This is a genomic window from Streptomyces sp. NPDC006602 (assembly GCF_042870385.1).
Lineage (GTDB): Bacteria > Actinomycetota > Actinomycetes > Streptomycetales > Streptomycetaceae > Streptomyces.
Map to the genome: position 1 here is coordinate 1,924 of NZ_JBIAHG010000041.1, position 25,554 is coordinate 27,477.

General features: G+C 68.4%; 27 protein-coding genes and 4 pseudogenes. 23 read left to right on the plus strand and 8 right to left on the minus strand.

What is annotated here, in order from left to right; translation table 11 throughout:
- On the minus strand, positions 1 to 1,521 hold a 1,521-nt coding region (locus tag ACFYO2_RS43590; RefSeq protein WP_388361393.1), incomplete at its 3' end, for a M12 family metallopeptidase.
- Positions 1,522 to 2,354: 833 nt separating this feature from the next.
- Between ACFYO2_RS43590 and ACFYO2_RS43595 the strand changes: the two genes are divergently transcribed.
- From ACFYO2_RS43595 to ACFYO2_RS43640, 10 genes are all read left to right on the plus strand, one after another.
- On the plus strand, positions 2,355 to 2,480 hold the full coding sequence (locus ACFYO2_RS43595) for a hypothetical protein (RefSeq protein WP_388361396.1): 126 nt from the start codon (positions 2,355 to 2,357) through the stop codon (positions 2,478 to 2,480).
- Entirely contained in the window at positions 2,477 to 2,671 is a 195-nt protein-coding gene (locus ACFYO2_RS43600; protein ID WP_388361399.1) for a hypothetical protein, read from the plus strand. The genes ACFYO2_RS43595 and ACFYO2_RS43600 overlap by 4 nt, the downstream gene beginning before the upstream one ends.
- A 125-nt stretch (positions 2,672 to 2,796) precedes the next feature.
- Positions 2,797 to 3,099 (plus strand): hypothetical protein, encoded by a 303-nt coding sequence (locus ACFYO2_RS43605; RefSeq protein WP_388361402.1) that lies wholly within the window; start codon positions 2,797 to 2,799, stop codon positions 3,097 to 3,099.
- Between the two features lie 91 nt (positions 3,100 to 3,190).
- On the plus strand, positions 3,191 to 3,868 hold the full coding sequence (locus ACFYO2_RS43610) for a GGDEF domain-containing protein (RefSeq protein ID WP_388361405.1): 678 nt from the start codon (positions 3,191 to 3,193) through the stop codon (positions 3,866 to 3,868).
- The gene (locus tag ACFYO2_RS43615) at positions 3,865 to 4,308 is read left to right on the plus strand and encodes a hypothetical protein (RefSeq protein ID WP_388361408.1); all 444 of its coding nucleotides are present in this window, start codon (positions 3,865 to 3,867) and stop codon (positions 4,306 to 4,308) included. The genes ACFYO2_RS43610 and ACFYO2_RS43615 overlap by 4 nt, the downstream gene beginning before the upstream one ends.
- Positions 4,305 to 4,583, plus strand: a complete 279-nt coding sequence (locus tag ACFYO2_RS43620) for a hypothetical protein (RefSeq protein WP_388361410.1) — start codon at positions 4,305 to 4,307, stop codon at positions 4,581 to 4,583. The genes ACFYO2_RS43615 and ACFYO2_RS43620 overlap by 4 nt, the downstream gene beginning before the upstream one ends.
- 22 nt (positions 4,584 to 4,605) lie before the next feature.
- Positions 4,606 to 4,779, plus strand: coding sequence for a hypothetical protein (locus ACFYO2_RS43625; protein WP_388361412.1), 174 nt, complete (start codon positions 4,606 to 4,608; stop codon positions 4,777 to 4,779).
- Positions 4,780 to 4,790: 11 nt separating this feature from the next.
- The gene (locus ACFYO2_RS43630) at positions 4,791 to 4,964 is read left to right on the plus strand and encodes a hypothetical protein (RefSeq protein ID WP_388361415.1); all 174 of its coding nucleotides are present in this window, start codon (positions 4,791 to 4,793) and stop codon (positions 4,962 to 4,964) included.
- Complete coding sequence (locus tag ACFYO2_RS43635) at positions 4,961 to 5,695, plus strand: hypothetical protein (protein WP_388361417.1); 735 nt, start codon at positions 4,961 to 4,963, stop codon at positions 5,693 to 5,695. Before ACFYO2_RS43630 ends, ACFYO2_RS43635 begins: the two co-directional genes overlap by 4 nt.
- Positions 5,692 to 6,099, plus strand: coding sequence for a hypothetical protein (locus tag ACFYO2_RS43640; RefSeq protein ID WP_388361420.1), 408 nt, complete (start codon positions 5,692 to 5,694; stop codon positions 6,097 to 6,099). Before ACFYO2_RS43635 ends, ACFYO2_RS43640 begins: the two co-directional genes overlap by 4 nt.
- 84 nt (positions 6,100 to 6,183) lie before the next feature.
- On the opposite strand, the gene ACFYO2_RS43645 is transcribed toward ACFYO2_RS43640, so the two are convergent.
- A complete protein-coding gene (locus ACFYO2_RS43645) occupies positions 6,184 to 9,411 on the minus strand; it encodes an NACHT domain-containing protein (protein WP_388361422.1) in 3,228 nt (1,075 codons plus the stop codon).
- 129 nt (positions 9,412 to 9,540) lie between these two features.
- On the opposite strand from ACFYO2_RS43645, the pseudogene ACFYO2_RS43650 reads away from it, so the two are divergent.
- The 10 genes and pseudogenes from ACFYO2_RS43650 to ACFYO2_RS43695 form a co-directional block, all read left to right on the plus strand.
- Positions 9,541 to 9,774 (plus strand): annotated as a pseudogene (locus ACFYO2_RS43650) (transposase); the annotation flags it as partial.
- Positions 9,775 to 10,237: 463 nt separating this feature from the next.
- Complete coding sequence (locus ACFYO2_RS43655; RefSeq protein WP_388361528.1) at positions 10,238 to 10,387, plus strand: hypothetical protein; 150 nt, start codon at positions 10,238 to 10,240, stop codon at positions 10,385 to 10,387.
- 225 nt (positions 10,388 to 10,612) lie between these two features.
- The gene (locus tag ACFYO2_RS43660) at positions 10,613 to 10,816 is read left to right on the plus strand and encodes an MbtH family NRPS accessory protein (RefSeq protein WP_388361425.1); all 204 of its coding nucleotides are present in this window, start codon (positions 10,613 to 10,615) and stop codon (positions 10,814 to 10,816) included.
- Between the two features lie 257 nt (positions 10,817 to 11,073).
- Complete coding sequence (locus tag ACFYO2_RS43665; RefSeq protein ID WP_388361427.1) at positions 11,074 to 13,275, plus strand: glycoside hydrolase domain-containing protein; 2,202 nt, start codon at positions 11,074 to 11,076, stop codon at positions 13,273 to 13,275.
- Between the two features lie 37 nt (positions 13,276 to 13,312).
- Positions 13,313 to 14,041 carry a hypothetical protein gene (locus ACFYO2_RS43670; protein ID WP_388361430.1) on the plus strand — a complete coding sequence of 243 codons (729 nt, stop codon included), beginning with the start codon at positions 13,313 to 13,315 and terminating at the stop codon, positions 14,039 to 14,041.
- A gap of 35 nt (positions 14,042 to 14,076) precedes the next feature.
- Positions 14,077 to 14,643 (plus strand): peptidoglycan-binding protein, encoded by a 567-nt coding sequence (locus tag ACFYO2_RS43675; RefSeq protein ID WP_388361432.1) that lies wholly within the window; start codon positions 14,077 to 14,079, stop codon positions 14,641 to 14,643.
- Between the two features lie 1,026 nt (positions 14,644 to 15,669).
- On the plus strand, positions 15,670 to 16,056 hold the full coding sequence (locus tag ACFYO2_RS43680; RefSeq protein ID WP_388361435.1) for a hypothetical protein: 387 nt from the start codon (positions 15,670 to 15,672) through the stop codon (positions 16,054 to 16,056).
- Between the two features lie 52 nt (positions 16,057 to 16,108).
- Positions 16,109 to 16,945 (plus strand): annotated as a pseudogene (locus ACFYO2_RS43685) (hypothetical protein).
- A 752-nt stretch (positions 16,946 to 17,697) separates the two neighbouring features.
- On the plus strand, positions 17,698 to 18,444 hold the full coding sequence (locus ACFYO2_RS43690) for an SAM-dependent methyltransferase (RefSeq protein ID WP_388361437.1): 747 nt from the start codon (positions 17,698 to 17,700) through the stop codon (positions 18,442 to 18,444).
- 213 nt (positions 18,445 to 18,657) lie between these two features.
- Positions 18,658 to 19,569: a Ku protein gene (locus ACFYO2_RS43695; RefSeq protein WP_388361440.1), complete on the plus strand. Its 912-nt coding sequence runs from the start codon at positions 18,658 to 18,660 to the stop codon at positions 19,567 to 19,569.
- 288 nt (positions 19,570 to 19,857) lie between these two features.
- Here the strand turns inward: ACFYO2_RS43695 and ACFYO2_RS43700 are convergent, their stop codons facing one another.
- From ACFYO2_RS43700 to ACFYO2_RS43710, 3 genes are all read right to left on the minus strand, one after another.
- On the minus strand, positions 19,858 to 19,980 hold the full coding sequence (locus tag ACFYO2_RS43700; RefSeq protein WP_388361442.1) for a hypothetical protein: 123 nt from the start codon (positions 19,978 to 19,980) through the stop codon (positions 19,858 to 19,860).
- Between the two features lie 248 nt (positions 19,981 to 20,228).
- A complete protein-coding gene (locus ACFYO2_RS43705) occupies positions 20,229 to 20,606 on the minus strand; it encodes a hypothetical protein (RefSeq protein ID WP_388361445.1) in 378 nt (125 codons plus the stop codon).
- Positions 20,607 to 20,614: 8 nt separating this feature from the next.
- A complete protein-coding gene (locus ACFYO2_RS43710) occupies positions 20,615 to 20,935 on the minus strand; it encodes a DUF427 domain-containing protein (RefSeq protein ID WP_388361446.1) in 321 nt (106 codons plus the stop codon).
- Positions 20,936 to 21,460: 525 nt separating this feature from the next.
- Between ACFYO2_RS43710 and ACFYO2_RS43715 the strand changes: the two genes are divergently transcribed.
- Complete coding sequence (locus tag ACFYO2_RS43715) at positions 21,461 to 22,309, plus strand: alpha/beta fold hydrolase (protein ID WP_388361449.1); 849 nt, start codon at positions 21,461 to 21,463, stop codon at positions 22,307 to 22,309.
- 59 nt (positions 22,310 to 22,368) lie between these two features.
- Here the strand turns inward: ACFYO2_RS43715 and ACFYO2_RS43720 are convergent.
- A pseudogene (locus ACFYO2_RS43720) lies at positions 22,369 to 22,848 on the minus strand (ABC transporter ATP-binding protein); the annotation flags it as partial.
- 37 nt (positions 22,849 to 22,885) lie between these two features.
- Here ACFYO2_RS43720 and ACFYO2_RS43725 point away from each other — a divergent pair.
- Entirely contained in the window at positions 22,886 to 23,200 is a 315-nt protein-coding gene (locus ACFYO2_RS43725; protein WP_388361451.1) for a universal stress protein, read from the plus strand.
- Between the two features lie 31 nt (positions 23,201 to 23,231).
- On the opposite strand, the pseudogene ACFYO2_RS43730 reads toward ACFYO2_RS43725, so the two are convergent.
- Together ACFYO2_RS43730 and ACFYO2_RS43735 are read right to left on the minus strand one after the other, a co-directional pair.
- Positions 23,232 to 24,172: pseudogene (locus ACFYO2_RS43730) on the minus strand (transposase); the annotation flags it as partial.
- 139 nt (positions 24,173 to 24,311) lie between these two features.
- Positions 24,312 to 24,563, minus strand: coding sequence for a DUF6059 family protein (locus ACFYO2_RS43735; RefSeq protein WP_388361454.1), 252 nt, complete (start codon positions 24,561 to 24,563; stop codon positions 24,312 to 24,314).
- Positions 24,564 to 24,780: 217 nt separating this feature from the next.
- Here ACFYO2_RS43735 and ACFYO2_RS43740 point away from each other — a divergent pair, with 217 nt between their 5' ends.
- Positions 24,781 to 25,554 (plus strand): BTAD domain-containing putative transcriptional regulator, encoded by a 774-nt coding sequence (locus ACFYO2_RS43740; protein WP_388361457.1) that lies wholly within the window; start codon positions 24,781 to 24,783, stop codon positions 25,552 to 25,554.

Consider the following 25,554-nt stretch of genomic DNA (forward strand, 5'->3'; position numbering starts at 1 on the left):
GCCGAGCCACCAGTTGTCGTCGCCGGGGTAGTAGAAGAGGACGTCGGTGTGGCCGTTGCCGGTGAAGTCGCCGGTCCAGACGGGGCGGCCGTCGTTGAGGGTGCCGAAGCCGGCCGTGTTGCCGATGAGGGACCAGGTCAGTTGGCCGTTCTGCAGCGTGCCGAGCCACCAATTGTGGTCGCCGGGGTAGTAGAAGAGCACCTCCTCGCGGCCGTCGCCGGTGAAGTCGCCCGTCCAGAACAGGAACGCCTTGTTGATGGCGTGCCCGAAGCCGGCCGTGTTGCCGATGAGGGACCAGGTCAGTTGGCCGTTCTGCAGCGTGCCGAGCCACCAGTTGTCGTCGCCGGGGTAGTAGAAGAGGACGTCGGTGTGGCCGTTGCCGGTGAAGTCGCCGGTCCAGACGGGGCGGCCGTCGTCGAGGTCACCGAAGCCGGTGGTGTCGCCGACGTCGCGGAAGTCCATGGCGCCGTTCACGGTCTGCCCGAGGTACCAGTGGTGGCGTGCCGGTGAGTAGTGGAGGAGCTCGGTCCCCGGCTGCCCCTGGAAACGGCCGACCCAGGTGTTCGACGGGCTCGGATAGATCGAACCGTACATCCACGCGACCGCACCGCGGTCGGACTGGCTCAGGCCGTTGCGCTGCCCCATCACGACGCCGGGAGGCAGCTGCTGGTTGGGGCTGATCGTGGTGTTCGTCAGGCCCGTGGTGGGGTCGGTCGTGCCGAACGCCGTCGACCCGTAGTGCATGATTGACCCGAAGTCGTACTCGCCGATGTCGTCGCCGTCGGAGACGTGCTGGTCGAAGTTGTGGCCCTGGCCGGCCTGGATGTTCTGCCAGAGGATGGTGACGAACTTGTCGCGGTCCTCGCGGCTCTGCTCGTGCCACAGACCGACGGCATGGCCAATCTCGTGGATGGTCGCTCCCCGCCCGCAGCCGGCGGCGATGTTGATGTCCTGGGCACCGCCCTGCCGGCCGACCCAGGACGAGCACTGGTCGGAGTCCCGGAAGACGACCCACTGCGCGTCTGCCCCTGTGCGGGGCCGCAGGTGTAGGCGGGTGTTGAGGTGCCAGTGGTTGATCGCGCCGGTGATCGCGGTACGGGCGGCGGGCGTCAGGGTGTTGTCGAGGACGAACGGAACCACCCCGCCCGGCCAGCGCTTGTTCTGGCCCGGGACGATCACCGCCGACTCGGGAAGCCCGCCCGGCGGCTTCGCCGCGTCGACCGCTTCGCCGGGAGCGACCTCGTCCCCCACGCCGTGCGCCAACTGGGCCGCCTCGGAGCGGATCTGGCCCGCCTGCCGCTGGAGGTCCGCGTCGAGCCCGAGGATGATGTCGCCTTCGAACACTGCCACCCCGTCGACCACGCTGTACTGGACCGGCTGGTCGGTGAAGGTCTCCCCGCTGATGAGCGCCGTACGGACTTCGACGCCCACGAGCTCCTCGCCCTGACCGTCGGACGGCCCGTGCGGGTCGTGTTCGGGGCCCTCCGGATTCGTGTTGCTCCGTCGCTCGTCATCACTCATGACGGCCCCCTTGCTGTCGCTGGGCTCCTGCGGAGCCCTATCGGAGGACCACGCAACCAGTGGATTCCGCCATTCCTAAGGTCTGAACGCGTCACATGTCGCAAAGCAGTTGACAGACATCCTCAGAAACAAATAATGCGCACCGTCTCAGGGAGCCCGTCCCTGGGGGCCCGATCGGCGACTCCCTGAACGTGCGGCCCACCAGACGGTCGTGCTCCGCGCCCCGCCCTGCCAAGCGTGGCTCGATTCCCCTTTCACTCCTGCCGGGGCGCCGCCTCGCCTGACGCTGCTCAGCTGGAGGAGTGCAGCTGCTCTCCGAGCCCGTCCGGCGGCTCGCCGCCTGGTGCGTCGTCGTCCTGCTCGTCGCGGGGGTGGGCTCCGAGGCCCTTTTCCCACCCGTCAGCAGCGCCCCGTGCAGCTGACGGCTCCCTGCCTGTATCGCGCGCTCATCGGACGAGCTGAACAACAACGAGGACAACTTTTGCACCGTCCACGGCGAGGTCTACCAAGAGGCCGACGACAACGCCCTGGAGGCGCTCCGCGAACCCATCGGGAACTCCGATGACCTTCCGCGAACACAGCGCCTTCCCCGACTGGGACGACTGGGAGCTCGCCTGCGAGGCCGCCTGCTGCGCGCGGGATGGCCCGCTCCAACGACGACGCGCAGGCCGAAGCGGACCGGCAGATCGTCGCGGCGTTCACTGCCGACGAAGTCCGCCGGGTCGACGCCTACCTGGCCGCAGGAGTGCCCCGACACCGACCGCCTGGTCGCGGTCGAAGCCCGGCTCGATTCGAAGTGGCTGACCGAGCAGCTCAAGCGGGCCCTGGCGCAGATGGACGACCTGTGGGACCGGATCGACACCTCTGGAAGCCTCATGGACACCGGCTACGTCTCCAGCGCCATCGGATACATCAGCGGAACCCGCGAGTCGGTCGGCGGAACCCGCGAGGCGGGATGAGGCCCCAGCCGCCGCGCCTGCACCCGTTCGCACAGGCCGACCTCCTGGCCGGTGACGAGTGGTGGCGCGGCTGCCCGGACTGTCACCTGCCTATCCAGGGCGGGGGCGCCGGCCTCGCCGCGCACCGCAGCACCGTCCACACCAGCGCCGGGGACCCCCGGCGCCAGATCACGAGCCACCTGGATTTCTGACCCGCCCTCACCGGCGTGACGGACGCTCCGTGCCGCCGCGGCCCGGTTCGACGGAGGCCGGGGCGGTCGCGGTGGTCCCTCAACACCGAGGCACCAACACCGAGCAGAGAAAGGAGCTGGACGTCATGCACCTGCGCATCTACGAGGTCGACGTCCCGATACACGACACCACCGACCCGGACCGGCGCGGCCTGCACGTCTTCACCGGCGTCGCCGACTCCCCCACCGCGGCCCTGCGCCGCGCGCACGAGGTGTACGACGCCGCGCTCGCCGCGCACACGGCCGGACTCGAGATCCCCGGCAAGCAGCCGGACAGCTGGGGAGCGCGCGGGCTTCGGCCCGGCTGGCAGATGGAGTGGCCCGCCGCGAAGGCCGGCCTCTGGCACAACCCCGTCAGTTGGACCACCCGCAGCGACTTCGCGCTGTAGCTCCGCCCCGGGACAGCCGCACTTGCTTGGCGGCTTCGTCGGCTGTCCCGGGCCCATCCATCCCGTACGAGACGAGACGGAGAACCCAAGTATGTCGTCCCTCCTGCGCGTTCACGGCCGGATCGGCCAGCGCACCCTCTTACTGACGACCGCCGCCGTGCCACTGATCGGCTGGACCGTGCACGCCCTCGCGCTGCACAGGCGGCTCGCCGCCGCGAAGAGGGACCCGCTCACCGGCCTCCTTCGGCGCGACGCCTACACCGCCCGTGCCCGGCAGGTCCTGCACCGCCACGGCGACGACACCGTCGTGGTCCTGGTCGACCAGGACCACTTCAAGGACGTCAACGACCGGCTGAGCCATGCGGCCGGGGACACCGTGCTGCGGGCGACCGCCGACCGGCTCACCGCCTGGGCGGGCCCGGGCGCGGCCGTCGGCCGGCTCGGTGGAGACGAGTTCGCCGTCGTGCTGCACCTGCCCCGCGACCGCCGCGAAGTCCGCCTCGCGCAGCTGGTGCGGATGCTGCGCATCCCGGTGGTCCTCGACGACGGCCAGGCCGTGGACGTCGCCGCCTCGGTCGGCGCCGCGGTCCTGGACGTGATCGGCACCCGCGACCTGTCCGTGGCACAGCGCGCCGCCGACGCCGCCCTCTACGACGGCAAGCACTCCGGCCGCGCCGTCCTCGCCACCAAGGAGCACGCCAAGGTGCCGTCCATCAACGGGCGGCGCGCGGGCCGACCGGGCACGGCGATGTGGGGGCGAGCCGCATGAGCATCGCCACCCTGCCCGAGGGCGACTGGATCCGCGGCATCACGATCCGCCAGCCCTGGGCCACCTGCATCCTCGCCGGGAAGAACCCGGAGAACAGGCCCGTGCACTGGCCGTGGCGAGGCTGGGTCCTTCTCCACGCCGGGAAGGCGAAGCCAGAGCCCGCTGTGCTGCGTGACCCGCTGGTGGCCACCGCGATCCGCGGCCGCGAGCTCCACCGCGGCGCGGTCATCGGCGTCGCCCGGCTCACCGACTGCCACCTGGACCAGGGGCCCGAACACTGCACCAGCCCCTGGGCGCAGCGCGACGTTCACCACCTGGTCCTCGCCGACGTCCACGAACTGCCGCCGCCCGTGCCCGCCACGGGCGCGCTCCCGGCCTGGAAGCCGACGCAGGACCTTGTGGACCGAGTCTTCCAGCAGCTGCCCCACCTGCGGCCGTGACCCGCAGGAGCAGCAAGAAGCCGTTGTGGGAACCGGGCCTGATCCCGGTTCCCGGTGGCTTGCTGGACTGGCGCGACGGCCAGCATTTCGACCGCTGGCAGGACCGCCCCTGCGCGCTGTGCGACAAGCCCACGCCGATGCGCTCCCACTACGGGGAGCCCGTCCACAAGGCGTGCGCCGAACGCTGGATCGCCGCGAATCCCACCGAGGCCCGTCTCGGCCGGTTCGCCTCCGACGTCCAGCCCAAGCGCCGGCGCGACGACGACCACGCCTGAACCCCTCCACCTGGAGGCTCCCTTGAGCAGCACCCAACGCGAGGTCGACCACGTCCTCGCCTATCCCGAGCCGCCCGCTTCCCCGATCTGGCACCGCCACGGCGCGAAGGCCAGGCCGCTCACCGACGCCCAGAAGAAGCGCAATCGCGAGCTGCTGGATCTCGCGCAGCGCAAGCCCCGCACCGCCGCCGCGTAGGAGGGCCAGTCATGTTCACCGACATGAAAGAGGCCCTCGAAGCGGAGGCCCTCGAACTCACCCCGCTGGGCAGCGGCCAGAGCGCCGCCGCCTCCCTGGTGGTCGCCCACCAGCCCGCGACAAGGACGACGTCGCCGACCTGCTGGGCGCGCTCGGACTGCCCTGCGGCGAGGACGACCTCGTGACCCTGCTCCCGCACCTCACCAGCCCTGACACCCCGACGACCGGAGACCCGATGCCCGCCAACGCCTTCACCGCCACCGCCGCCTCCATGCTGAACAACGGCGACAGCCCCGAGCACGTCCGCGAGACCCTCGGACTGTCGGAGAGCGAACTGGCCGAAGCCCTCCAGTACAGCGACCAGGACGCCCCCACCCCGGACACCGGCACGGACGCCCCGCAGGCGGCCGGCCCCGCATCCGACCGTCCGGTGGACAGCGACGGGATCGAGGCCCTGCTCTCCTGGGCGAAGGAGCACCCGGCCGCCGTGATCCGTAACAAGGCCGCCCGGATCCGCAGCGACCTCTACGAGCTGACCGCACGCCGCGAGACCGACGACGCCCAGCGTGAGGCCGAAGAGCGCGTCGCCAAGCTCAAGGCGGAACTGGAGAAGGTCGTGCTCTACGACAACCCCGACGCGCTTCTGATCTGCGCGTTCAAACATGACAACGCCCTATGCGAACCTGAGCCCGGCACTACTGCCCCGAGGCAGTACGACTGCCGACCCGACTGCGGCAACACCGTCCGCACCGACACGCACGCCCGCCTGCTACGCGAACGCGCCGACGAGATCGACCAGCTCGCCGACCACGCACCACAGCCCATCGGAAAGCGCCTACGCGCCAATGCAGCCAGGCTCTGGGCAACCGCCGACACGCACGACGCCACCGCCCAATCCACCGAGGCCCTCACATGAACCAGCAACACCAGGACGAGCGCGCCTGCATCCGCGAGGCCATGGACCGGCTCCTCGCCGGACAGGCCACGGCCTCCAACGGCAGCCTCACCGTCGTCGCCCTCGCCACCGAAGCCGGCGTCCACCGCATGGCCCTCCACAAACGGCACGTCGATCTGAAGATCGAGTTCTACGAACGTGTCCGCAGAGAAACCGAACAGGTCCCGGAATCCGAGAAGCGACTTCGGGACACCGTCACCAAGCTCAGAAGGATCGTCACCAATCAGAAGGCCGAGATCGAGGAACTTCGCCAGCAGGTAACCAGGCTCACCCTCGCCAGCGCCGTGCTCCAAGAGAGCGAGAGGCAAGCAGAACGGGCACCTGCCTCCGACAACGTCGATGGGCTCCGCCCATCGCCAACCTGATGAGTCTGGCGTTGGCTACTCACACGGAGAGCAGGCGGCGCTTGTCGACGACTTAGCCAAGGACCCCGCGCAGTCCATGCCCGATCAGTCAGCAACGGGCGGCAGATCCCACAGCCGGGTGACGCCGTCGGCGGAGACCGCCAGCTTGGTGCCATCCGCGTTCAGTGCGAGCGCGGTGACGTTCCTGTAGCCGGTGATCGACTTTCCGGCCTTGTGGCATTTCTCGTCCCATATCCATACGATGCTGCGCTCGGAAGTGGCGAGCCGTCTGCCCGTGGCGCTGATCGCCACCTCAGTGGAGTCCGGGTAGGCCGGAAGTGAGCAGATGCGCTTGCCAGTGCGCATGTTGCGCACGAAGGTCTGGACAACCTCATCCTGGAGGACTTGGACAAGGTAGGTGCCGTCCGCACTCAGTGCCAGACGTCTGCCGTTGGGCTTCTCCGACGGTCGTTTGCTGATCGGTGCGCCGGTGTGGGTGTTCCGCACCATGCCACGCTTCGTGACGCCGTGCTCGTCCTCCAGCGCAGTGAGCAGGTACTTTCCTCCAACACTCAGTGCTGCAGGGCGGAACCGGAAGGGAGCATCGGCGGAAGGCAGGGCTCCGTCGAAGATGACGGTCTCGCGATTCCGTGCCCCGTCCCACGGAAGCACTCGCGCGTCGTCCCTGTCCGTATAACCCCCGTAATGGTTCGGGATTATCAAGACTCCGTCTTTGCGTGCGGCCAAGACGGGCGTCGAATCCCACTGCCGCCAGCCCGGGAGCCTGACTGCACCGCTCGTGGATTGTTCGCCGGTACGGGTATCCCATCGCCGTACCTCGCCGGAGGGGCTGACCGTGACGAGGGTGTGGTTCTTCGACGGGCTGAAGACCATTGATTGGACGTCACCGGTCACCATGACGACACCTGAGGTGTCTTCTGGCAGGACGTGGCGCACGGCGAGCCCGCAGGCCAGAAGGGCGGTGACGACTGTGACCACCTGGATGCGGCGGTGTCGGAGGCTCCGGGCCCGGGGTGTCGGGGCGCGGTCCTGGGCCAGCGAACGGCTGGCGAGCCGTTCTTGCAGCCGGATGTGGCGGAACTGGTAGGTGCCCGAGGACTGGCGCAGCAGCTGCCGGTCCCTGGCGTCGGAGAGGAACCGTGTCAGACGCCAGGGCAGTTTGCCTTGAGCAGCCAGGACCAGGCGGAGGAGCGCGAATCTGGGCCAGGACCGGGTCAGCAGTATGAGCAGGGCAAAGGCCACCGCCGGCAGGAGGGTGTTGCCGATGGTCGTCTGGAGTGTTTGGTAAGGATCGGTGTCAGCGACGATCTGGTTGACGAGATCGGAGGGTATGTGGGGGGCGGACGCATGAGTGAGCGCGAGCAACACCATGAATCCGACGGCAATAGCGAGGATCACCAGCGGCATTGCGATGGCGCCGAGAAATGCTCCGGCGGTCAGCGCCCCGGCCAGGGAGGACGTGCGGTCCTGGCGCAGGAGTTCAAGCGGGCCGGCACCAGTAGCACGTTCCGGTGGGGCATCGAGCCATGCGTGCACGGCGAGGGCCAGGTTGACGGCGAGAGCTCCTCCCGCCGCCCCTGCGACGATCCGGCAGAAGTCGAGCACCAACGACGTGGGCCAGCTTCCGGAGAAGGTGATGGCGACAGCCGTGGTGGCCGCGGTGGGCACGGTCAGGATGGACGTCAGCTTCAGACCCGCGGCGAACCCTCTGCGCAGCCGGCCCAGGGACCCGCGCCGGCTGAATGACAAGCTCCCGGGCGGCCGGTCCGGTGCCGCATACCAGGTGATGATGATCAGGATCGCGCAGCCGGCGCCGATCTCAGCTGCTTGGTTCAGTTCAAAGAAATCTTCATGGATCACACCCCTGGCGAGGTTCACAGTTCGGTTGACGGCGGCGGCGGCGATCATGATGAGCAGGCCCAGTGCGATGCCGAGGACGAGCCCGGCCCAGCGGGAGAACAGCCGGTTGCTCATGAGCCACCACACCAGATCACGTTCGCGGTATCGGTGGAGGTAGGTCGCCAGATACGTCAGATACTGCTCGGTACGCTCGGCTCTGCGTTGCCACTCCCCGTCAGCGTGACCCTCGCGGCTTCCCGGTGGCGGAGCATAGGCCGCGGTGATGACGTGGTCGACGAGGTGGTCTTCCACGGCGTGCGATCCGTCGAAGGAGAGGAGTTCGCTCGGATCCCGGTCGCAGTTGCGGTAAACGGTGCGGGCCAGAGTGAGAGCCAGCGGCGTCGACAGAGCGGCCGCGAGCGGGCTGTCGGGGTTTTCCCGCAGGTGCGCGTAGACCGGCTCCCACTCAACGTCGGCGGGCCAGCTCACGTCACCGAGATAGGCGATGGCGTCCGATACCGGCACCGGCGCCACCTCTACCACCGGCGCTCGGCGAAGAGCCGGTGAGCCACCTTCGATGACGTCCTGGTACTCGACCGAGCGGCAGGTCAGTACGACTCCGCGATCCTCACCGCAGGTTTCATTGAGGGCGCGTACGGCGCTGCGTCGGGACGCCTCGGGCATTTCGTCCAAACCGTCCAGGATCGGCAGCAGCCGCCGTTGGTTCAGCAACCGTTTCGGGATGTCGGGCCGGCCACCGTAGTAGGCGGTGGCGAGTGTGCCCACGATCCAATCGTCCAGCGACTCACTGACCGGGTCCCAGGCGGACACTGCCAGCAGCACGGGCACCGGTGCTCCCGCCTCACGTTCCGTAAGCAGACCGAGAGAGAGCATGGTGGCCAGTACGGTCTTGCCCGCACCGGGCTCCCCCAGCACAACCAGCCTGCCGCTGGGTATCTGCCGGTATCTCTCGGCCAGTTCGGCACCGGCCGAGGTGAAGTCGTCGTCCAGCCGGCCGTTCAGTGACAGCCGCAGGATACGGGCCCCGACCGGGCCGACGACGGCCTCCGGTGGCGCGGTCACCGGCCGGTCGGTGGCCGACCAAGCCAGCGGGATAATCCGTGGGTCGCGCAAGCGACGGGCTGCGACCTCCTCTTCCCACTGATCGCGCACCGTCACCGCAAGGTCGTCCGCGAGCTGCGCCGTGTCCGCCGGCGGCGACAGCGGCGGGAAGAGACCGGCCAGTGATACCGCCAGCGCAGCCAATGAGACGAACAGTCCGGCCCAGCCGACCAGTTGCTCAATCCCCTGCTCTTCATCCGAGCGCAACATCGCCCAGCCAAGGCCGAGGGACACAACCATCAACAGGGCGAACAGGCACAGGCGCACCCACCTTCGCCGCACGTACCGTGGGAGTCGGCTCACCACAGCAGGATGCCGGATGAGATCAACTCCTGTGTCGGAAATGCGCATTCAGCATCGTCGTGCACAGAATGCAAATGCTGCTTGGCAACTTTCGTGGCCTGCTGACCCCGGCTTGTTGGTGCAGGCAGCACGGGCAGCTGCTGACGCTGCCGGCATGGGCGAGGAACCTGGAGTTGGATCGTGCCGGACGGCTTATGGGAGATCACCAAGCCGCTGATCCCAGAACACCGAACATGGCCGCAGGGCGGCGGAACAGCCAACACGCCTGATGAGACGCTGTTCGTGGCCATCATCTACGTGTTGGTCGGCGGGTGTGCCTGGCGGGCCCTGCCGCCCTGCTTCGGTGTCTCGAAGTCAACCGCCCACCGCGGCTTCCTGATCTGGTCCAGAGCCGGAGTGCAGGGCCGACTACTTCGACGTACTGTGCGCCTGCCTCCGTCTGCCTATTACACGGCTGAGGCCGACCTCCCTGATGGCGACGCAGAAGCAGGCACACATACCTCGCACTGCGCGAAATCCGACACACGGTCATCCGCCTCATCCGCGATCACCTCCGCCTTGCCCCCGAGGATCCGCACTCCTGGCGGGGCCACCACCTCGACTTCACCGCCGTCACCTTCGACGGCGGAGACTTCTCCGGTGCGGTGTTCTCCGGCGGCATAGTCGACTTCAGCCGTGCGGTGTTCTCCGGCCGGACGGTCGACTTCAGCGGGGTGACCATCCCCACCGGGAGCCAGCACTGCCAGGAGACTGAACAGAAGAACTTGACAGGGAAGACGACCCCGCAGACGACACGGCCTTCTCCTGCACGACCGAAGAACCCCGCATCGCGTACGCGCTGCTCACCGAGATACAGCCCGGCGACCTGCTGCACGTGGCGGGATTCCTCCCCCAGTCCGACAGCCCGGCGGAGCCTGCCCGGCTCACCGTCGACGTCCTGGAAGTCCTGGCCACCGCACCGGCGCGGGCGCCGATGCCCGGTCACACCCCCGAGAACCCCGCTCAACTGTGGAACGCAGGTTGAGGTGGTGCACTACTGACAAAGTTTCCTGCACGGATGACAAAGTCCGAAGCCCACGATGGCTCTAAGGTCCATCGTTGTCACGTGTTGGCGTGACATGCATCCCTCCAGTCCGTCACGTAACTTTCGATACGCGCCGCCCGAGGGCGAATCACGGGCGCTGTTCCAAGCTCTGCGTTCTGCAGAAATGAAGGAGCTGTTTCCGCCCAGAACCGACAGGAGGCAGTCGTGCCCGTCTCTGAGGAGGCTGACCCCAAGGTGGTCGTCAACGGCGAGGGCTCGCGTTCGATTTGGCCCGCCAACCGGGCGAGCCCAGCGGGCTGGCCCGACGAGGCAACCCGGCCTGCCAGGATCGCACCCCTCGACGACACCGACGGGCTCCTGCCCAACGAACCGGGTAGGGCGGCGACCGCCGACGCTGAGGCATGGTGATCGACCGTGCGCAAGGCCCCGCTCCACCAACTGGCCCTGCGCAGCCGGGCGGACGCCCGGCGGCTCCAGACCCGATCCAGTTCGGCAGAAGCATTCTGCCCCACCGCTCCGATCCCGGGGCTCCTCGCCCAGGCCCCTGGCACAGCACGGTGACGCTCGGGCGAGCAGCGTCCCCGCCAAGTCTTTCAACTACCGCAGTCAGAGGATGCCCCTCTTTGCCCGGAGTAGGGGACTTGAAGCCGGAAGGTAAGACCGTCATGGATGAACTGGTGCTGCGTGCACAGCAGTTCGTGAACAACACATACAGCGACGTGATTGGCACGACGCTTGAGGAGGACGGGCAAACTGGCTGGGCCACGATGTACGCGCTCACCCGCGCGCTCCAGTACGAACTCGGTATCACCGCCCTGTCCAACAGCTTCGGCCCCACCACCCTGACCACCCTGAGAGCGGCGTACCCGTCGCTCACTGCAGCGACCGTACCGTCGGAGAACTTCGCGAAGATCGTGCAGTCGGCGCTCTACTGCAAGGGATACGACGGCGGCGACATCGACGGTGTCTGGGGGCCGCGCGTCACCACGTCCGTGACACAGCTCAAGCAGGACATGGGCGTCGGCAATGTCGAAGGAACCGGCCTCACCCCGAAGGTGTTCAAGGGCCTGCTGAACATGGACCCGTACGTGCTGGTGACCTACGGCGACCGGGCCGGCAGCTCGGCCGTGCAGACTGTCCAGCGCTGGCTCAACGGACGCTACATCGGCCGCGCCGACTTCTTCGTCATCCCCTGTGACGGTCACCACTCCCGCAGTGTTGCCAAGTCAATGCTGTACGCGATCCAGTACGAGCTCGGCATGGCGGACGGCACCGTCAATGGCGTTTTCGGCCCCACCACCCAGTCCGGCCTGCGCAGCCACCCCCTGGCTTCCGGAAACAGCGGTGTCTGGGTGTCCCTGCTCACCGCTGCCCTGGTCCTCAACGACCGCCCGGTGGCGTTCACTTCCTCCTACGACGCACAGGTCGCGGAGGCGGTCGCGCTGTTCCAGTCGTACGTCGCCCTGCCGCACACCGGCACCGTCGACTTCTCCACGTGGGCGTCGCTGCTGATCTCCTACGGCGACCAGTCCCGCCCCGGCACCGCCTGCGACTGCATCACCACCGTCACCCCAGCCCGCGCCCAGGCCCTCCACGACGCCGGATACCGGCACGTCGGCCGGTACCTGAGCAACGTGGCCGGCTCCACCCTCGACAAGATGATCAAGCCCGGTGAGCTCGACACCATCGCCGCGGCCAGTCTGAGCTGCTTCCCGATCTACCAGACCTGGGGCGGCAGCGCCGACTACTTCTCCTACAGCCAGGGCCTGCACGACGCCCACGACGCCATCGTCTGGGCACGACGACACGGCTTCCAGGACGGCACCCGCATTTACTTCGCCGTCGACTTCGACGCCCTCGACGGCGAGGTCACCGCCTCCGTCCTGCCGCACTTCCGTGGCGTCCACCACGTGATCACGACCTACTCCCGCTACCGGATCGGCGTATACGGCGCACGCAACGTGTGCCGCCGCGTCTCGGACGCCGGCTACGCCGACGCCAGCTTCGTCTCCGACATGTCCAGCGGCTTCTCCGGAAACCTCGGCTACGCCCTGCCCGCCAACTGGGCATTCGACCAGATCGCTACCCTCACCGTCGGCTCCGGCGAGGGCACCATAGAGATCGACAAGAACATCGCCTCGGGCCGCGACGACGGCGAGCGGACCTTCAACCCCGCCTCTTACACCGAGACTCTCGACGTCGACATCGTCGCCGCCGACCACGAGGCGATGAAGGCCGAGATCCGCACCTACCTCGAGAGTATCGGGGTCCCCGAGACCGGAGGCGACGGCTGGACGGACGACGACTGGATCACCCTCGGCGGCATATCCAACTCCCAGGCCATCGACGCAGTCGTCTCCATGGACTGGCTCTTCACCCGTCTGGCCCGCAACCTCCGGCTGCGCAAGGCACTGGTGCAGGCACCGGTGCTGTGGGAACTGCGGCAGTTCAACCCGCTGGACCCCATAGCCGACGAAGCCGTCAAGGCCGGCCTGAAGGACGACTCCAGCACCGGCTGGGGCCAGATCTTCGGCTGGGTCGCCATCGAGGCCCGCAACTACTGCGTGGAGCAGGGCCTCCTCAATGAGCCGCTGCTGACGCTCGAGGACGACCTCTCCACCGTGTGGACCAGACTGCACGAAGACCCCGAGTACAACATCGAGACCGCGGCCTACCTGACGGTCTACAACGCCTTCCAGATCAGTCTGCCCCGCCCCGGCCTGGACACCTCGGACTCCGACAGCGAACGGATCATCGCCCGTTACAACGGCACCAACGAAGCCGCCGAACAGTACGGCCGGGACGTCGGCGGCGTGTACCGCGTCATGGAAAGCTACTACGCCCGCCACCGCGCCGCGGCGAACTGACCCCTGCCCACAGCACATCGAGGAAGAGGCGCTCGACATGACGTACATCAGCAGGCGCATGATGGTGCAGGGCACGGCGGTCCTGGGGCTGGGACTCGCCTCCGGCACCCTCCTCACCGCCCCGACGGCTTCCGCCGCCGACGTGGCAGCCTCCGGAAGCTCCGCAGGAGCCGTGGGCGCCGCGGCGAAGGAACGCCCCGTTTCACTCAACGGCTGGGTGATGGAGGAGCAGGCGGACGACGTTTCCACCGTCTGGACCCGCCCCGTCCCTGGCACCGGCCTCACCGTCGCCACCCGCATCGGCGATGTGGAGACCGTTCTGGTCCATCTGCTGCGCCGCCACCATTACGAGATCGACGAGTTGCGCCCTGGCGATGTCACCGGCTGGCAGCACCCGTCAGGCATCGCCCAGGCGACCCCCGCCTCCAACCTGGCCTCTGGCACCGCTCTGCGGATCCGCCCCGGCCATTACCCGGCCGGCACCGCAGGAGGCTGGTTCCTGGATCAGCTGACCGTGCTCCGCGACATCCTCGCCGAACTCGACGGCGTGGTCCGCTGGGGCGGGGACGACAAGCAGCCCGACGAGTCCCTGTTCAGCATCGACGTCACCCCCGGCAGCCCCCGCCTGCCCCGCCTCGCCGCCGAATTGCGCGGCTTGCGCGAACACCCGGGGCGTGGAGCCGGCGTCCCCGCCGACCCACTGGCCACCGACCGCCGCGAGGCCGCCGAAGCCCTCGCCCGCCAGCAGCGAGCAACCGCTCGCTGAACCACCTCAACCAGCCCTGAAAGGGTTAAACCAGCATGTCGAGAATCAGTCGCACCCTCATCGCCGGCGCCGCCGCTCTGGCATTCAGCATCACCTTCAACACCAGTCCCGCCGCCGCCAGTGTGAGCAGCGGGTACATCGACGAAAACGCCGGCGCCCAGAACGACTTCTCCGACGAGGCCACGCTCTGGTCGGGCAGCTCCTACTGGAACAGCAACTCCGTGGGAGTGATCCAGTCAATCCTCTACGCGGAATTCATCATTGATGCCCCGGATGTGGACTGCGCCTTTGGTTCAACCACGACGTGGGGTGTCAAGCAGCTGCAGAAGAGGCTGGGGTTTACAGGCGATGATGTCGACGGCGTCGTAGGCCCGAAGACCTGGGACAAGCTGGACGACCGCCTCATCGAAGGCAGCAACTACAGCGACAGCATGCAGTACATCAAATACCGCGCCACGAACGGTCTCACTACCAACCTGTTCCTGCGGGCAAGGACCAGCGGCGGCACGTACATGTTCAGGTACTACGGCGGCTACTTCGGCGGCAGCTCCGGCTGGAAGCAAGCCCTGTACCGATCGCTGTCCGGTCGCGAGTGCAGCTGACCATTTGCCCCGCCCTTGACTCGCATTCCGCCCGTTCAAGCCTCCGCCGGGGACCATCCACAAGCCAGTGAGGGGGGATGGTCCCCGGCCGCCAGGGCCAACCTGTGTGTGACCTACGACCTGATACCGAAGAGCATCGAACGCACCCGCGCAAAGCTGAAACGCTGGTCAAACTCCTCGCTGAAGTCGATGCCGACGCCTTCGCCAAGAGGTAGTAGCCGACGAACGCCCTGGCCAGCAGCCGTGCCCCAGAGAAGAGATCAGCGCGGCGTTTCCGCGCCGCCTACCTGCCGGACCCGCTCCAGCACCTCGGCGTGGAGTGCGACGTTATGCAGACCTGCCGCCCGCGAGCTGCCCGGCATTGCGCCGGACCGGGTGGTGGCCGGGCCTCTCATCAGCGTCTCCGACGGCACCTCCCGGGCCCGGTGACACCAGCCCCCAGGTCATGTCTTCGACAGGGGGACACAGTCATGCCGGGCCCGGAGGCCAGCGGCCCTCTTGCAGGACCGCGAAAAACATAACTGCAGGACCGCGAAAAACATAACTCGGGGGCAGGGCTCCGTCGTTCTCGCGATCGGCCGGGAATGATCACGTGAGTCCGAGGGTCGTCAGCGGCCGGGTCATGTCCCGCCCGTGATGGCGTAGGCCCTCGGCGATTTGTCCCGCCCGCCAGGCGGAGCGCGCCGATGGCCAGGTTTCTCAGGGAGGCCATCGCCCGCGGCGCACTGCCGGTCCGCACCCGTGAGGCATCCTCCCTGGGCGGTGTAGATCGTGAAGTCGCTGGTCACGGGTCTGGTGTGAATGGCGAGTTGGGTGCTCGTGCCGGTCGGCGGCCGATGACCATGGCGTAGATCATCGGGCATGTCCGGCTCCGGCGGGATGCCGGGTTCGGCTGCGCCCATGACCGGCCCCGCCTACGATCCGTCAGCAGGTCGGCACGCCGTGAGAACGCGGGAGGGTGCGGGGATGCAGTAGCGGCAGTGGATCACCGCCCGCCGGAGCGAACTGGACGCCCTCGCGGAGGAGTTGGCCAAGCAGCTCCAGGAGGTCCAGGCCGAGCGGGATGAACTGGCGATCGCGGAGCGGGTGTTGAACCGCCTGGCCGAGCAGGCTCGGGCCGACGCCGGGGCTGTCGCCCCGGTATCGGCGAAGGTGGCCGGGCGGGCAGTCCTGCTCATCCCGCACCGCAGCGACGCGGCCGACGAGGGTGCGCTGCCCGGCGACTACCGCAAGATCCTGGCGATCGTGCGGGAGGCCGACGGCCCGGTGCAGGTCAGGGCGGTCGGTGAGCGGCTGGGTCTGGACGCCTCGGTGCGCGGCAAGCTGGAACCTCTGCGGGCGAAGATGACGAAGCTCGCCGACCGCGGCTGGCTGCACAAGCGGGGCGACGGGCGGTTCACGGCACGTCCGTAGTCGCACGGGGCGCGTCCGTAACTGAGGGGCACCCGACGGCAGTTGAGTTTGTGTGACGAAAAACAACAGTTCCGTCGAGGGCCCTGACGGCCTTGTCTACACCGCCCGCCTGCCGCTGTCGAGTGCCACCCTGAACTGGCTCGCCGACCTGATACGCGGCCACCTCAAGAAGATCGGCTCCAGGTGCCCTCTGTTGACACGCGCTCTCACCCTGGAGGCCGGGAGAGCCTGGCAGCTCCCTGCTGCGGGCGAGTGACGCCTGTCCTCAGCGGACGCCGAGGCGGTTGTGGCTGTCCTCGCCCGTCTCACCGCCCCGCTCCCCACCCGGCGGGGTGCAGCGGCACAGACCCGGGCGACGGACCGAGACAGACGGCTTCAACGCATACTCCGGACTACCGTCCATCACCTCGACGCCGGTACTGTCAGCCCGCCTGCCGCCGCCCTCCTGGCCGCCGTCGCCCGCGCCCTGCTGCCCTGGCACACGGCCCCGAATCCACCCATTGCGGCGGCGGCTCCGAGGTATGGCACCGTGCCGGGGACGACGGAAAGCGCGGCGCCGCCGACCGAAGAGGGCGAAGCCCTGCTCCCCGACCTGGCCGCACTGTTCACCGCTCTCGCCGCGACAAGCGTGCCCGGCGCCGTCCCGCTCACACCGCCGGTTGAGCCCTGGCAGGCCCGGTACGCGGGTAGATTCCGCCGCCACACCAGACCCGCGCCGGGGGTATGGGCAGCCGAAACCGTCGGCTGCCCGAAGTGCGGAGGCACGAACGGCCCGTGGACCGTGACCTGCGATTGGCGCCGGGCCACGTTGGGCTGCCACTGTGGGGCGGTGAGTCGCGAGCACGGCCTCGCCTTCTCCGAGATCTGGCTCGTACTGCCGGAGACCTGACTGAGCCTCCGAGCCGGTGCGTTTCGCGGGCGGCGCCTTGCTCCGGACAACCAGGGCGTCCGGCCGCCGTCGAGAGCGCCGGCGGCGCGACCCAACGGTTGACACCTTGAGCACCGACCTTGCCGAACGGGCCAACTACAGCGCTCAGTCACAGCACGACAGTTCGCGAGGGAGCACGACAGCTTGCGAACGTGTGCCGATGACGGCAGCCTGTCCGCGGCGCAGGCGCACACCAACTGACGTCCATCACTTGGCCCTTGCGCAGTGGCAAACGAGGAGCTGGTATCGCTCCAGCACTCCGGGCACCTGCTCACGGAAGGTGTGGCGGCAGCCACGCGTGGGACATACCAGGTCGCGTCCACGTCGGCCCCCTCTCTTCGCCCGACCACCGGGGCGACGCCATCAACGAGCCACCGCTGCCCCCGACATCGCCGCCTTCCAGCAAGAACGGCTCGGCATGCTGAAAGACGCCGACCCGGCCGTCGGCCGTCGGCGAGGTGCCTGCTGAGCAGGCCCTTTCCCCACGGCCCGCAGCCCGAACGGCGCATGGTTGCAGTGCGGCAGTCTCCTCGTCCGGGAGGGGACGCGAAATGCGATGGACGCGACGATCTCAGCGGACGTACCTTCGACCGGTCACAGCCTTCACGCGTCCGAAGAGGTGCATTTGATGACGGTCCAGGTAATCGCGGCCAGTTTGCGTCGGCCGTCTTCCCCAGCCGTTCTGACCTCCCCGGACCGAAGGAATCCCCATAGTGGATCTGCCACGTAGCTTCACCATCCGCGAGAGCAGCCATCGCCTCTGCAACCCGTTCACCAGCGAGAAACTGGCCATCCTGGGCCAGGCCATCAGCCCGTCCCCGGGCACCCGGGTGCTCGACCTCGCCTGCGGCAAGGGCGAGATGCTGTGCACCTGGGCGCGCGACCACGGTGTGACCGGCAGCGGGGTGGACATCAGCACCGTGTTCATCGACGCCGCCCGCGCGCGGGCTGTGGAGCTGGGTGTTGCCGACCGGGTCGGCTTCGTGCATGCGGACGCGTCGGGCCACGTCGTCGACGATCCGGTCGGCATCGCGGCCTGCATCGGCGCCACCTGGATCGGCTCTGGCGTGGCGGGCACCGTCGAACTCCTGCGGCGCAGTCTCGCTCCCGGCGGGATGATGCTGATCGGCGAACCTTACTGGCGCCGCGAGCCTCAGGACCAGGCCACCGTCGAGGGCTGTCACATGGCCCGGAAGGACGACTTGCTCCCGCTGCCGGGACTGCTCGAACAGTTCGGCGCCCTGGGCTGTGATGTCGTTGAAATGGTCCTTGCCGACCAGGACAGCTGGGACCGGTACGTCGCGGCCCAGTGGCTCAACATCCGCCGCTGGCTGGATGCCAACTCCGACGACGAGCTCGCCGACGAGATGCGTGCGGAACTCGCTGCGTCACCCGTCCAGCACGCCAGGTACCAGCGCGAATACCTCGGGTGGGGCGTTTTTGTACTGATGGACCGCTGAGACACCACTGCGAGTGAGCCTCGGCGCCACCTGCCGGGGCTCACTCGCACGGCACCCCGCCTCGAACGCCCGGCCGGGCACGCCGCCCCATACGCGCGAGGTCGTTCGCAGACCGCGAAGTGGCCGGGATGGAGTGTGCCTGCCGGTGAACGTGCGAGGCGGGCTGTGAGCTCTTAGGGTGATGTTGCTCGGGGACATCGCGGAGGTTTTGCCATGCCCCGGAGCATTTGGAGCGGTGCCATCTCGTTTGGCCTGGTCACCGTGCCTATCCACGTACAGTCGGCAACCGAGGACCACAGCATCCGCTTCCACCAGTACCACCTGGAGGACATGGGCCGGGTCCGCACCCGGAAGGTGTGCGAACTGGAGGACCGCGAGGTCTCGAACGCTGAGATCGGCAAGGGCTACGAGCTGACTAAAACGCAGGTCATCCCGATCAGCGATCAAGAACTTCGGGAGCTGCCGCTGCCGACCGCGAAAGCGATCGAGATCGAAGCGTTCGTGCCCCTCGACAGCATTGATCCGATACAGATCGGGGCAGGCTACTACCTCGCGCCCGACGGGCAGGTCGCCGCGAAGCCGTATAAGTTGCTGGTGCAGGCCTTGGGCCGGTCGTCGAAGGTGGCAGTCGCGAAGTACGCGTGGAGCGGCAGGGAGCGATTGGGTCTGCTGCGGGTACGAAACGATGTGATCGTGCTGCATGAGATGCGCTGGCCGGATGAGATCCGCGACCCTGCCGAGCTGCTCCCTCCGCCCACGGAGGTCTCCGAGGAGGAGATCGAGGGCGCGCTCGCGCTGATGGAGACGATGAGCCGTGAGGACCTCGAAGGCCCGGAGTTCGAGGACGCCTACACCGACGCCATGGCGAAGATCATCGAAGCGAAGCGGGAGGACCGTGAGCTGCCCGAAGCGCCGGAGACAGAGAAGCCCGGCAAGGTGCTTGACCTCATGGCCGCCTTGACGGAGTCCGTGAGCAAGGCCAAGGCCTCGCGGGGCGAGGACGCAGACGTCCAGGAGATGCCGAAGAAGACGGCGAAGAAGACCTCGGCGAAGGCGGCGAAGAAGCAGCCGGCCAAGAAGTCCACTGCCAAGAAGGCGGCCGGGCGCCGATCGCATAGCGCCTGAAGACTCTTGCCAGCGATCCACCCGGCGATGGCGGCCTCGCTGTCCGGGGGCGCCGGGCGGCTGTGGCGTGCGCCTGCGCAGCCGGTCACATCGACGGTATCGACGACGGCCAGTCCGTACTGAGCGGACATAGGCTGTGCCGCAGCGACTCGGGGACAGCTGCGGCACAGCCCTTCGCAGCCCGGAGCGCAGCAGGAAGAGAACGCCCGGGCCGCACTCCCAGTGCCCCGTCATCCAGTGCCATACTGCGCCGATCGTGATCACCTCGTGGGTCATGGTCGGCACTCCTCAGGATTCGGTGCGGGTGGTCTTCGAGCCGTGCGGGGTGGCGGTGAGCCGGCCGGCCAGGGGCAGGGCGTTCGGCGCGACCGGCGCGACCGGCGCGACCGGCGCGACGGGAACGCCGGACATCTCGGCGCGGACCTGTTCGCGGTAGCCGACGTGCCATGCGCAATTCGGCGTGCGTGGGGCACCGGGTGATGCTTACTGATGCTTGCCTCGCCCAGCGCTGCCCCGGATGCCTCTGTGTATGCGGCTGCCGTGAAGGGGCAACGGTGAAGCGGCGAAGCAGCTCGACACCGTCCTCGTCGCGCTGGTCACAGCATGCCGCGTGCTGGCCGATGAACTACGCCCATTCATCCCAGATGCCGCCACGCGGATCACCCGACAGCTGACACCGGTCGAGGGGCTTCTGCCCACAGCACAGCCGCTGTTCCCTCGCCTTCGCGAGGACGCGCAGTCAGCGTGACCTCCGGTGCTCCATGAACCTGGTCGCCTTCCTCTCGATCTTCGTGCAACTTCGGGAGGGGGCGCCCAAGGCGCTGGTCAGTTCCGAGATCAGCTTCGCTACTCGTACCTGCCAGCAGCTTCGCTAACGCGAGGTAGCCGGCCCAGCTGTCCTGGGCGAGCGCCGCCCACTGGGTCGCGGTGTTTCTGTGGACGCCGAAGAGGTCGCTGATGACGATCGGCGGTAGTTCTCCGGCCATGCCGAACAAGGCCGTGTTGCGGGCGGCGATGGTGGGCAGGCCGTGCTTCATGAGTCCTGTTACTTCCCGCCGTCGGCGGGCCGGTCCGGCTCGGGTGTGCCCTCCACGCGTGCGCCCTGCCAGAACGCCACATGGTCCTTGATCTTCCGGGCCAGAGGGCTGGGCTTGGGGTAGTACCAGGCGGCATCCGGGTTCGTCAGCCCGTCGACCTCAAGGCTGTAGTAGCGGGCCACCCCTTTCCAGAAGCACAGCGACCTGGTTCTACTCGGCGTGAGGTACTGCTGGTTGAGCGACTCGGGCGGGAAGTAGTGGTTGCCCTCGACGATCACCGTGCGCGGGGCCTCCGCGATCACTTGTCCGTTCCACACCGCACGCAGCATGGCCTTGCTCCTCAGCGTGAACGGGGGCGGTACGCCCCGGGAGCCTTCACGCTAGGCAGGACCGGCCGCCCCCTTCAGTGAGGGCGCTCACCGTCGAGGCGGCTGATTCGTCCCCGTGAGGATGCGGCACACCTCGGCGTCGGTGCAGTCGGCCGGATCGGTCACCACGGCCCGCTCCGCTAGCCCGAGCAAGACCGCCTTCGTGGCGGGAGTTGGCGGGGTCGCGAGCTTGACCGGCGGCAGGGCGTACGTGCTGCTGCACGCCTGCCCATGACCCCCTGGGCCCACTCGGGCGCTGGGGCGACCTGGAGGCGCGCGAACGGTCCTTGAGGCTGCGCGAGGGGATGCCGATCCTGGTCTCGCCGGAAGACCCGCGACTTCATGCGCAAGGCAGAACCCTCCCTCGGCGGGTGGAGAGCACTTGCCACCACTCCAGTTGGCCGATATATATTACAGCCGTAAGTTAAATGACCGTAATATAACTGCGCGGGGCCGCGGTCCTCGCGCCGTATCCGGTGAGGTCAGATGAAGACGACAAAGAGCATGAAGTGGATCGACGTGCCCACCCGCACGATCGACGTCGACGGGGTGCCGTTCGCCTACCGCGAGCTCGGTCCGACCGGTGGTGTTCCGGTGGTGTTCCTGCACCACCTGATGGCTGTCCTTGACGACTGGGACCCGAGGATCATCGACGGCATCGCCGCCCGTCGCCGGGTGATCACGTTCGACAACCGCGGGGTCGGCGCGTCCGGAGGATCCGTGCCGCCCGACGTCGCGGACATGGGCCGCGACGCCGTCGCGTTCATCCGTGCGATGGGACTCGAGAAGGTCGACCTCCTCGGGTTCTCGCTCGGCGGCGGAGTCGCACAGATGGTGGCCCTGCAGGCACCCGAGCTCGTGCGCCGGATCGTCCTGGCCGGGACCGGTCCCCGCGGAGGCGGCGGCATCAAGGAGATCAACAAGGTCGCGGTCGGGGCGTACATCAAGTCCGCGCTCACTCTGAAAGACGCCCGGACGTTCCTGTTCTTCCCGCGCAACGCCGAGGGCAAGCGGGCCGCGAAGGACTACCTCGCCCGGCTCAAGGAGCGCACCCAGAACCGCGACGAAAAAATCTCCCTGCAGGCTCGACGCGCGCAGCTGAAGGCCATCCGCGCGGCCGGACTGCACGAACCCGACGACCTCTCGGTGATCACCCAGCCGGTCTTCGTCGCCAACGGTGATCACGACCTCATGGTCGCGAGCAGCAACTCGGCCGACATGGCCCGCCGGATCCCGAACGCCCGCCTGAAGATCTACCCGAACTCCGGACACGGCGGCGTCTTCCAGTACCACCGGGAGTTCGTCCCCGAGGTTCTCGAGTTCCTCGATTACTGAGCGGTCCGACCGGTCGATCGCCGGAAAGATCGCCCTCGTCACCGGCGGCGGCCGGGGGGACGGGGCAGCAGCAGGACCAGTCCGCCCAGATCGATCCCGTTGGCGGTGAGCGGGAGACGGAAGAGATTCATCGCGGGCGAGCCGATGAAGCCGCCGACGAACGCGTTCGCGGGGCGCTGGAAAACCTCCTTGGGCGTGCCCACCCACTGCAGCAAACCGTCCTTCATGACGGCCCCTCGGTCCCCCATGGTCAGAGCCTCGACCTGGTCGTGGGTGACGTAGACCGTGGTGGTGCCGAGTCGTCGTTGCAGCGAGGCGATCTGCGTGTGGGTCTGGACCCGCAGCTTCGCGTCCAGATTGGACAGGGGCTCGTCCATGAGGAAGACCTGCGGTTCGCGGACGATGGCACGGCCCATCGCGACCCTCTGGCGCTGGCCGCCGGAGAGGGACTTGGGCTTGCGGCCGAGGTAGTCGTCGAGGCCAAGGATGCCGGCGGCCTCAGCGACGCGGCGCCGCACGTCGTCTTTGCGCACCTTCGCGCGGGACGCCATTTTGCGAGGGGCTCCCCTGCGCGTCGTGCACGTCTGGCACGTGCCCTTCGGACATGGCATCCCCGACGCCGAGGAGCGCGGGCTGATCAAGGAGAACGCGGAAAGGGAGCTCGCGGCGCTGCTCGCCCCCTGGCGCGACAAGTTCTCCGGCGTCTTCGTGCGCGACACGCTGTATGAGGGGCGTCCGGCCCAAGTTCTCGTGAAGGCGACGGGCGGAGCGGGCCTGCTGGTGGTGGGCCGCCGCAGGCGCCGAGCCGCCGTCGGTTCCCACACCGGCCCGGTGGCCCACGCACTGATCCACCACGTGCCCTGCCCCATCGCCGTGATCCCGCACGACTGACCCGGTAGACCGCCTCGTGCGTGACGGCGGGGTCGATGTCCAGGCGGATCACGGTCCCCTCGACGATCGGGAGGGTGCCGTCGGCTGCCGCCCAGGAGGAGCGGTGGGTCAGCTTGGGGTGGAGCCGGTTCCAGGAGCGTGCGGTGGCGGTGCCGTAGAGGCGTGGGTCGGTGACGGTTTCGGTGTCCGGGATGCCCCAGGTGTCGGGCTGGCCGAAGACGAATTCGCCTCCGTGCCGGGGCGGGCGGCCGAGCATGTGCGGCTGGCGGGGCGGAACAGCTCTGCGCAGCACTCGGTCCGATCGCATCCGGGCCAGCACCTGCACCGGCAGGTCTCTCAGGAGGAACGCGAGGCGGGAGCGTCGTATCCGGCGTCCGCGATGATGAGGATGTCCGGGTCGCCCGCCTGCCACTGCCCCGCGGTGATCAGTCGCCCGAGCAGATCGCGCAGCTGCTGGGCGGTGATGGTGGCGGCGTCGGCCCCGGGCGTAAGGCGCAGGGCGTCCAGGGGTGCGGTCCACGAGCTGCGGCCGGGCTCGAGTGCGCAGATGATCGAGTAGGGCCAGCCCGGGATGGGGATGTGCTGGTCCTTGCCCCGGCCGTAGGTGTGACACAGGATCCGTTCCGGTGAGGTGTGGGCGTCGGGCCGTAGCCAGCAGGTGATGTCGATGGCCAGGACCAGCCGGCCGTCGGCGGCTCGCGGCAGTGGCACGGCGGCCAGGGCCCGTCGCAGTCGGCCGGTGTCGATCCGGCCGCGGGCCACGGCACCGTAGAGCCCTCCGTGGCCGCGGCGGTGTTCGCCCACCAGCGACAGCTCGGCCAGTGACCTCACCGGCCCGTCACCGCACAGAACTGCGTCAGCCAGCTCGAACAGTGCGTCCGAACGAGCGGTCAGGCAGGAGTAGAACTCGCCCCGGAAGCATGACAGTTGTGCCAACGCCTCTCGATGGGCATCGTGATGCAGCAGACTCACCCTCACGGCCTTCGCGCTGGACGTGTGTGTTCCTTGGTCGGAGCACATGTTCAGACGAAGGCCGCTTTGGCGTACGCCGGTTAGCGAACCGAGTGATCAAGTTCGACGGACCATTCGACGTCGGACGTTAAAGATCAAGCTAGCCGACACCGTCCCGCAGCGCGCGTGCCAGGGCCTCTTCGACTGGGGTGAGCGGGAGGTCCGGGGAGAGCCGCTCCGGGTGGCCCGGCGGCGGGCCGGTCAGGGGCGGCGGCGCGGGGGTGTCCGCGGACGTGTGCGGGGGCGGGGGCGGGGGCGGGGGCGGGGGCGGCGGCTGGAGCGTCCACAGCTGCCCGAAGGCGACCATGCTTTCGTACACGACGCGGAGGAGACGGACGACGAAGGTGCGCATGCCGGCAAGCGTTACCCGGCTCGCCTAAGCGAGACCAAAGCAGTGTGGTGAAGGCTGGATCGTGGCGTCCGGAAGGCACCGAACCGGCGTGGTTCCACGGGCGATTACCGGCCAAAGGCCGTCACGTACGCAGTTCCACTGATGCGCGGACACCGGCGCAGGCGCGAATGTGATCTCCGGCGCGACCACGACCGGCTTCCCCTCGCAGGAGGTGTCGATGCGATACGAATTACTGGGCCCGCTGCGCGTGACGAACGGGCAGGACCACTTCTCCCTCAGTGCCCCCAAGATGGAGACCCTTCTCGCCCTGCTGCTCACCAGCGCCGGGCAGAGCGTCACCAAGGACCAGCTGATCACCGAGCTATGGGGGACGCGCCCGCCGCGCCGTGCGGCCGCGGCCGTTCATGTCTACATCTCGCAACTGCGCAAGTTCCTCGTCCGTGCGGGCGACACCGAAGGACGGGCCATCGCCACCACCCCGGCCGGCTATCTGCTGCGGCGCGGAGGGGCGGGGCTCGACGTTGACGACTTCCAGGAGGCCATGCGGACCGGCCGCGAGCACCAGCACGCGGGCCGCTACGAACGGGCGTCGAGGGACTTCGACCGCGCGCTCGCCCTCGTCCGTGGCCCGGTGCTCGCCGGTACGGCGGAGGGTACCGCGCTGGCCTCGTTCGGCACCTGGGTCGAGGAGGAGCGCCTGGCCTGCCTTGAACTCCTGGTGGACGCCCGTACCGCGCTCGGTCGGCACCGTGAGGTGATCAGCCTGCTGTCCCGGCTGACCGCGCAGTACCCGCTGCGCGAGGTGTTCTACCGACAGCTGATGCTGGTGCTGTACCGCTCGGAGCGGCAGGCCGAGGCGCTGCAGGTGTACCGATCCGCGCAGCGGGTGCTGCGGGCCGAACTGGGGTTGGAGCCCTGCCGTTCGCTGCGCCGCATGCACCAGGCGATCCTGACCTCCGACCGGCACCTCGACCTGCCGCTGGCGAGCTGA

Excerpts from the sequence above, each read along its gene's own strand:
- ACFYO2_RS43595 (WP_388361396.1), top strand. The coding sequence starts at position 2,355 with ATGGACGACCTGTGGGACCGGATCGACACCTCTGGAAGCCTCATGGAC.
- ACFYO2_RS43600 (WP_388361399.1), top strand. The coding sequence starts at position 2,477 with ATGAGGCCCCAGCCGCCGCGCCTGCACCCGTTCGCACAGGCCGACCTC.
- ACFYO2_RS43605 (WP_388361402.1), top strand. The coding sequence starts at position 2,797 with ATGCACCTGCGCATCTACGAGGTCGACGTCCCGATACACGACACCACC.
- ACFYO2_RS43610 (WP_388361405.1), top strand. The coding sequence starts at position 3,191 with ATGTCGTCCCTCCTGCGCGTTCACGGCCGGATCGGCCAGCGCACCCTC.
- ACFYO2_RS43615 (WP_388361408.1), top strand. The coding sequence starts at position 3,865 with ATGAGCATCGCCACCCTGCCCGAGGGCGACTGGATCCGCGGCATCACG.
- ACFYO2_RS43630 (WP_388361415.1), top strand. The coding sequence starts at position 4,791 with ATGTTCACCGACATGAAAGAGGCCCTCGAAGCGGAGGCCCTCGAACTC.
- ACFYO2_RS43640 (WP_388361420.1), top strand. The coding sequence starts at position 5,692 with ATGAACCAGCAACACCAGGACGAGCGCGCCTGCATCCGCGAGGCCATG.
- ACFYO2_RS43645 (WP_388361422.1), bottom strand. The coding sequence starts at position 9,411 with ATGCGCATTTCCGACACAGGAGTTGATCTCATCCGGCATCCTGCTGTG.
- ACFYO2_RS43665 (WP_388361427.1), top strand. The coding sequence starts at position 11,074 with ATGGATGAACTGGTGCTGCGTGCACAGCAGTTCGTGAACAACACATAC.
- ACFYO2_RS43670 (WP_388361430.1), top strand. The coding sequence starts at position 13,313 with ATGACGTACATCAGCAGGCGCATGATGGTGCAGGGCACGGCGGTCCTG.
- ACFYO2_RS43675 (WP_388361432.1), top strand. The coding sequence starts at position 14,077 with ATGTCGAGAATCAGTCGCACCCTCATCGCCGGCGCCGCCGCTCTGGCA.
- ACFYO2_RS43695 (WP_388361440.1), top strand. The coding sequence starts at position 18,658 with ATGCCCCGGAGCATTTGGAGCGGTGCCATCTCGTTTGGCCTGGTCACC.
- ACFYO2_RS43700 (WP_388361442.1), bottom strand. The coding sequence starts at position 19,980 with ATGTCCGGCGTTCCCGTCGCGCCGGTCGCGCCGGTCGCGCCGGTCGCG.
- ACFYO2_RS43705 (WP_388361445.1), bottom strand. The coding sequence starts at position 20,606 with ATGAAGCACGGCCTGCCCACCATCGCCGCCCGCAACACGGCCTTGTTC.
- ACFYO2_RS43710 (WP_388361446.1), bottom strand. The coding sequence starts at position 20,935 with ATGCTGCGTGCGGTGTGGAACGGACAAGTGATCGCGGAGGCCCCGCGC.
- ACFYO2_RS43715 (WP_388361449.1), top strand. The coding sequence starts at position 21,461 with ATGAAGACGACAAAGAGCATGAAGTGGATCGACGTGCCCACCCGCACG.
- ACFYO2_RS43735 (WP_388361454.1), bottom strand. The coding sequence starts at position 24,563 with ATGCGCACCTTCGTCGTCCGTCTCCTCCGCGTCGTGTACGAAAGCATG.
- ACFYO2_RS43740 (WP_388361457.1), top strand. The coding sequence starts at position 24,781 with ATGCGATACGAATTACTGGGCCCGCTGCGCGTGACGAACGGGCAGGAC.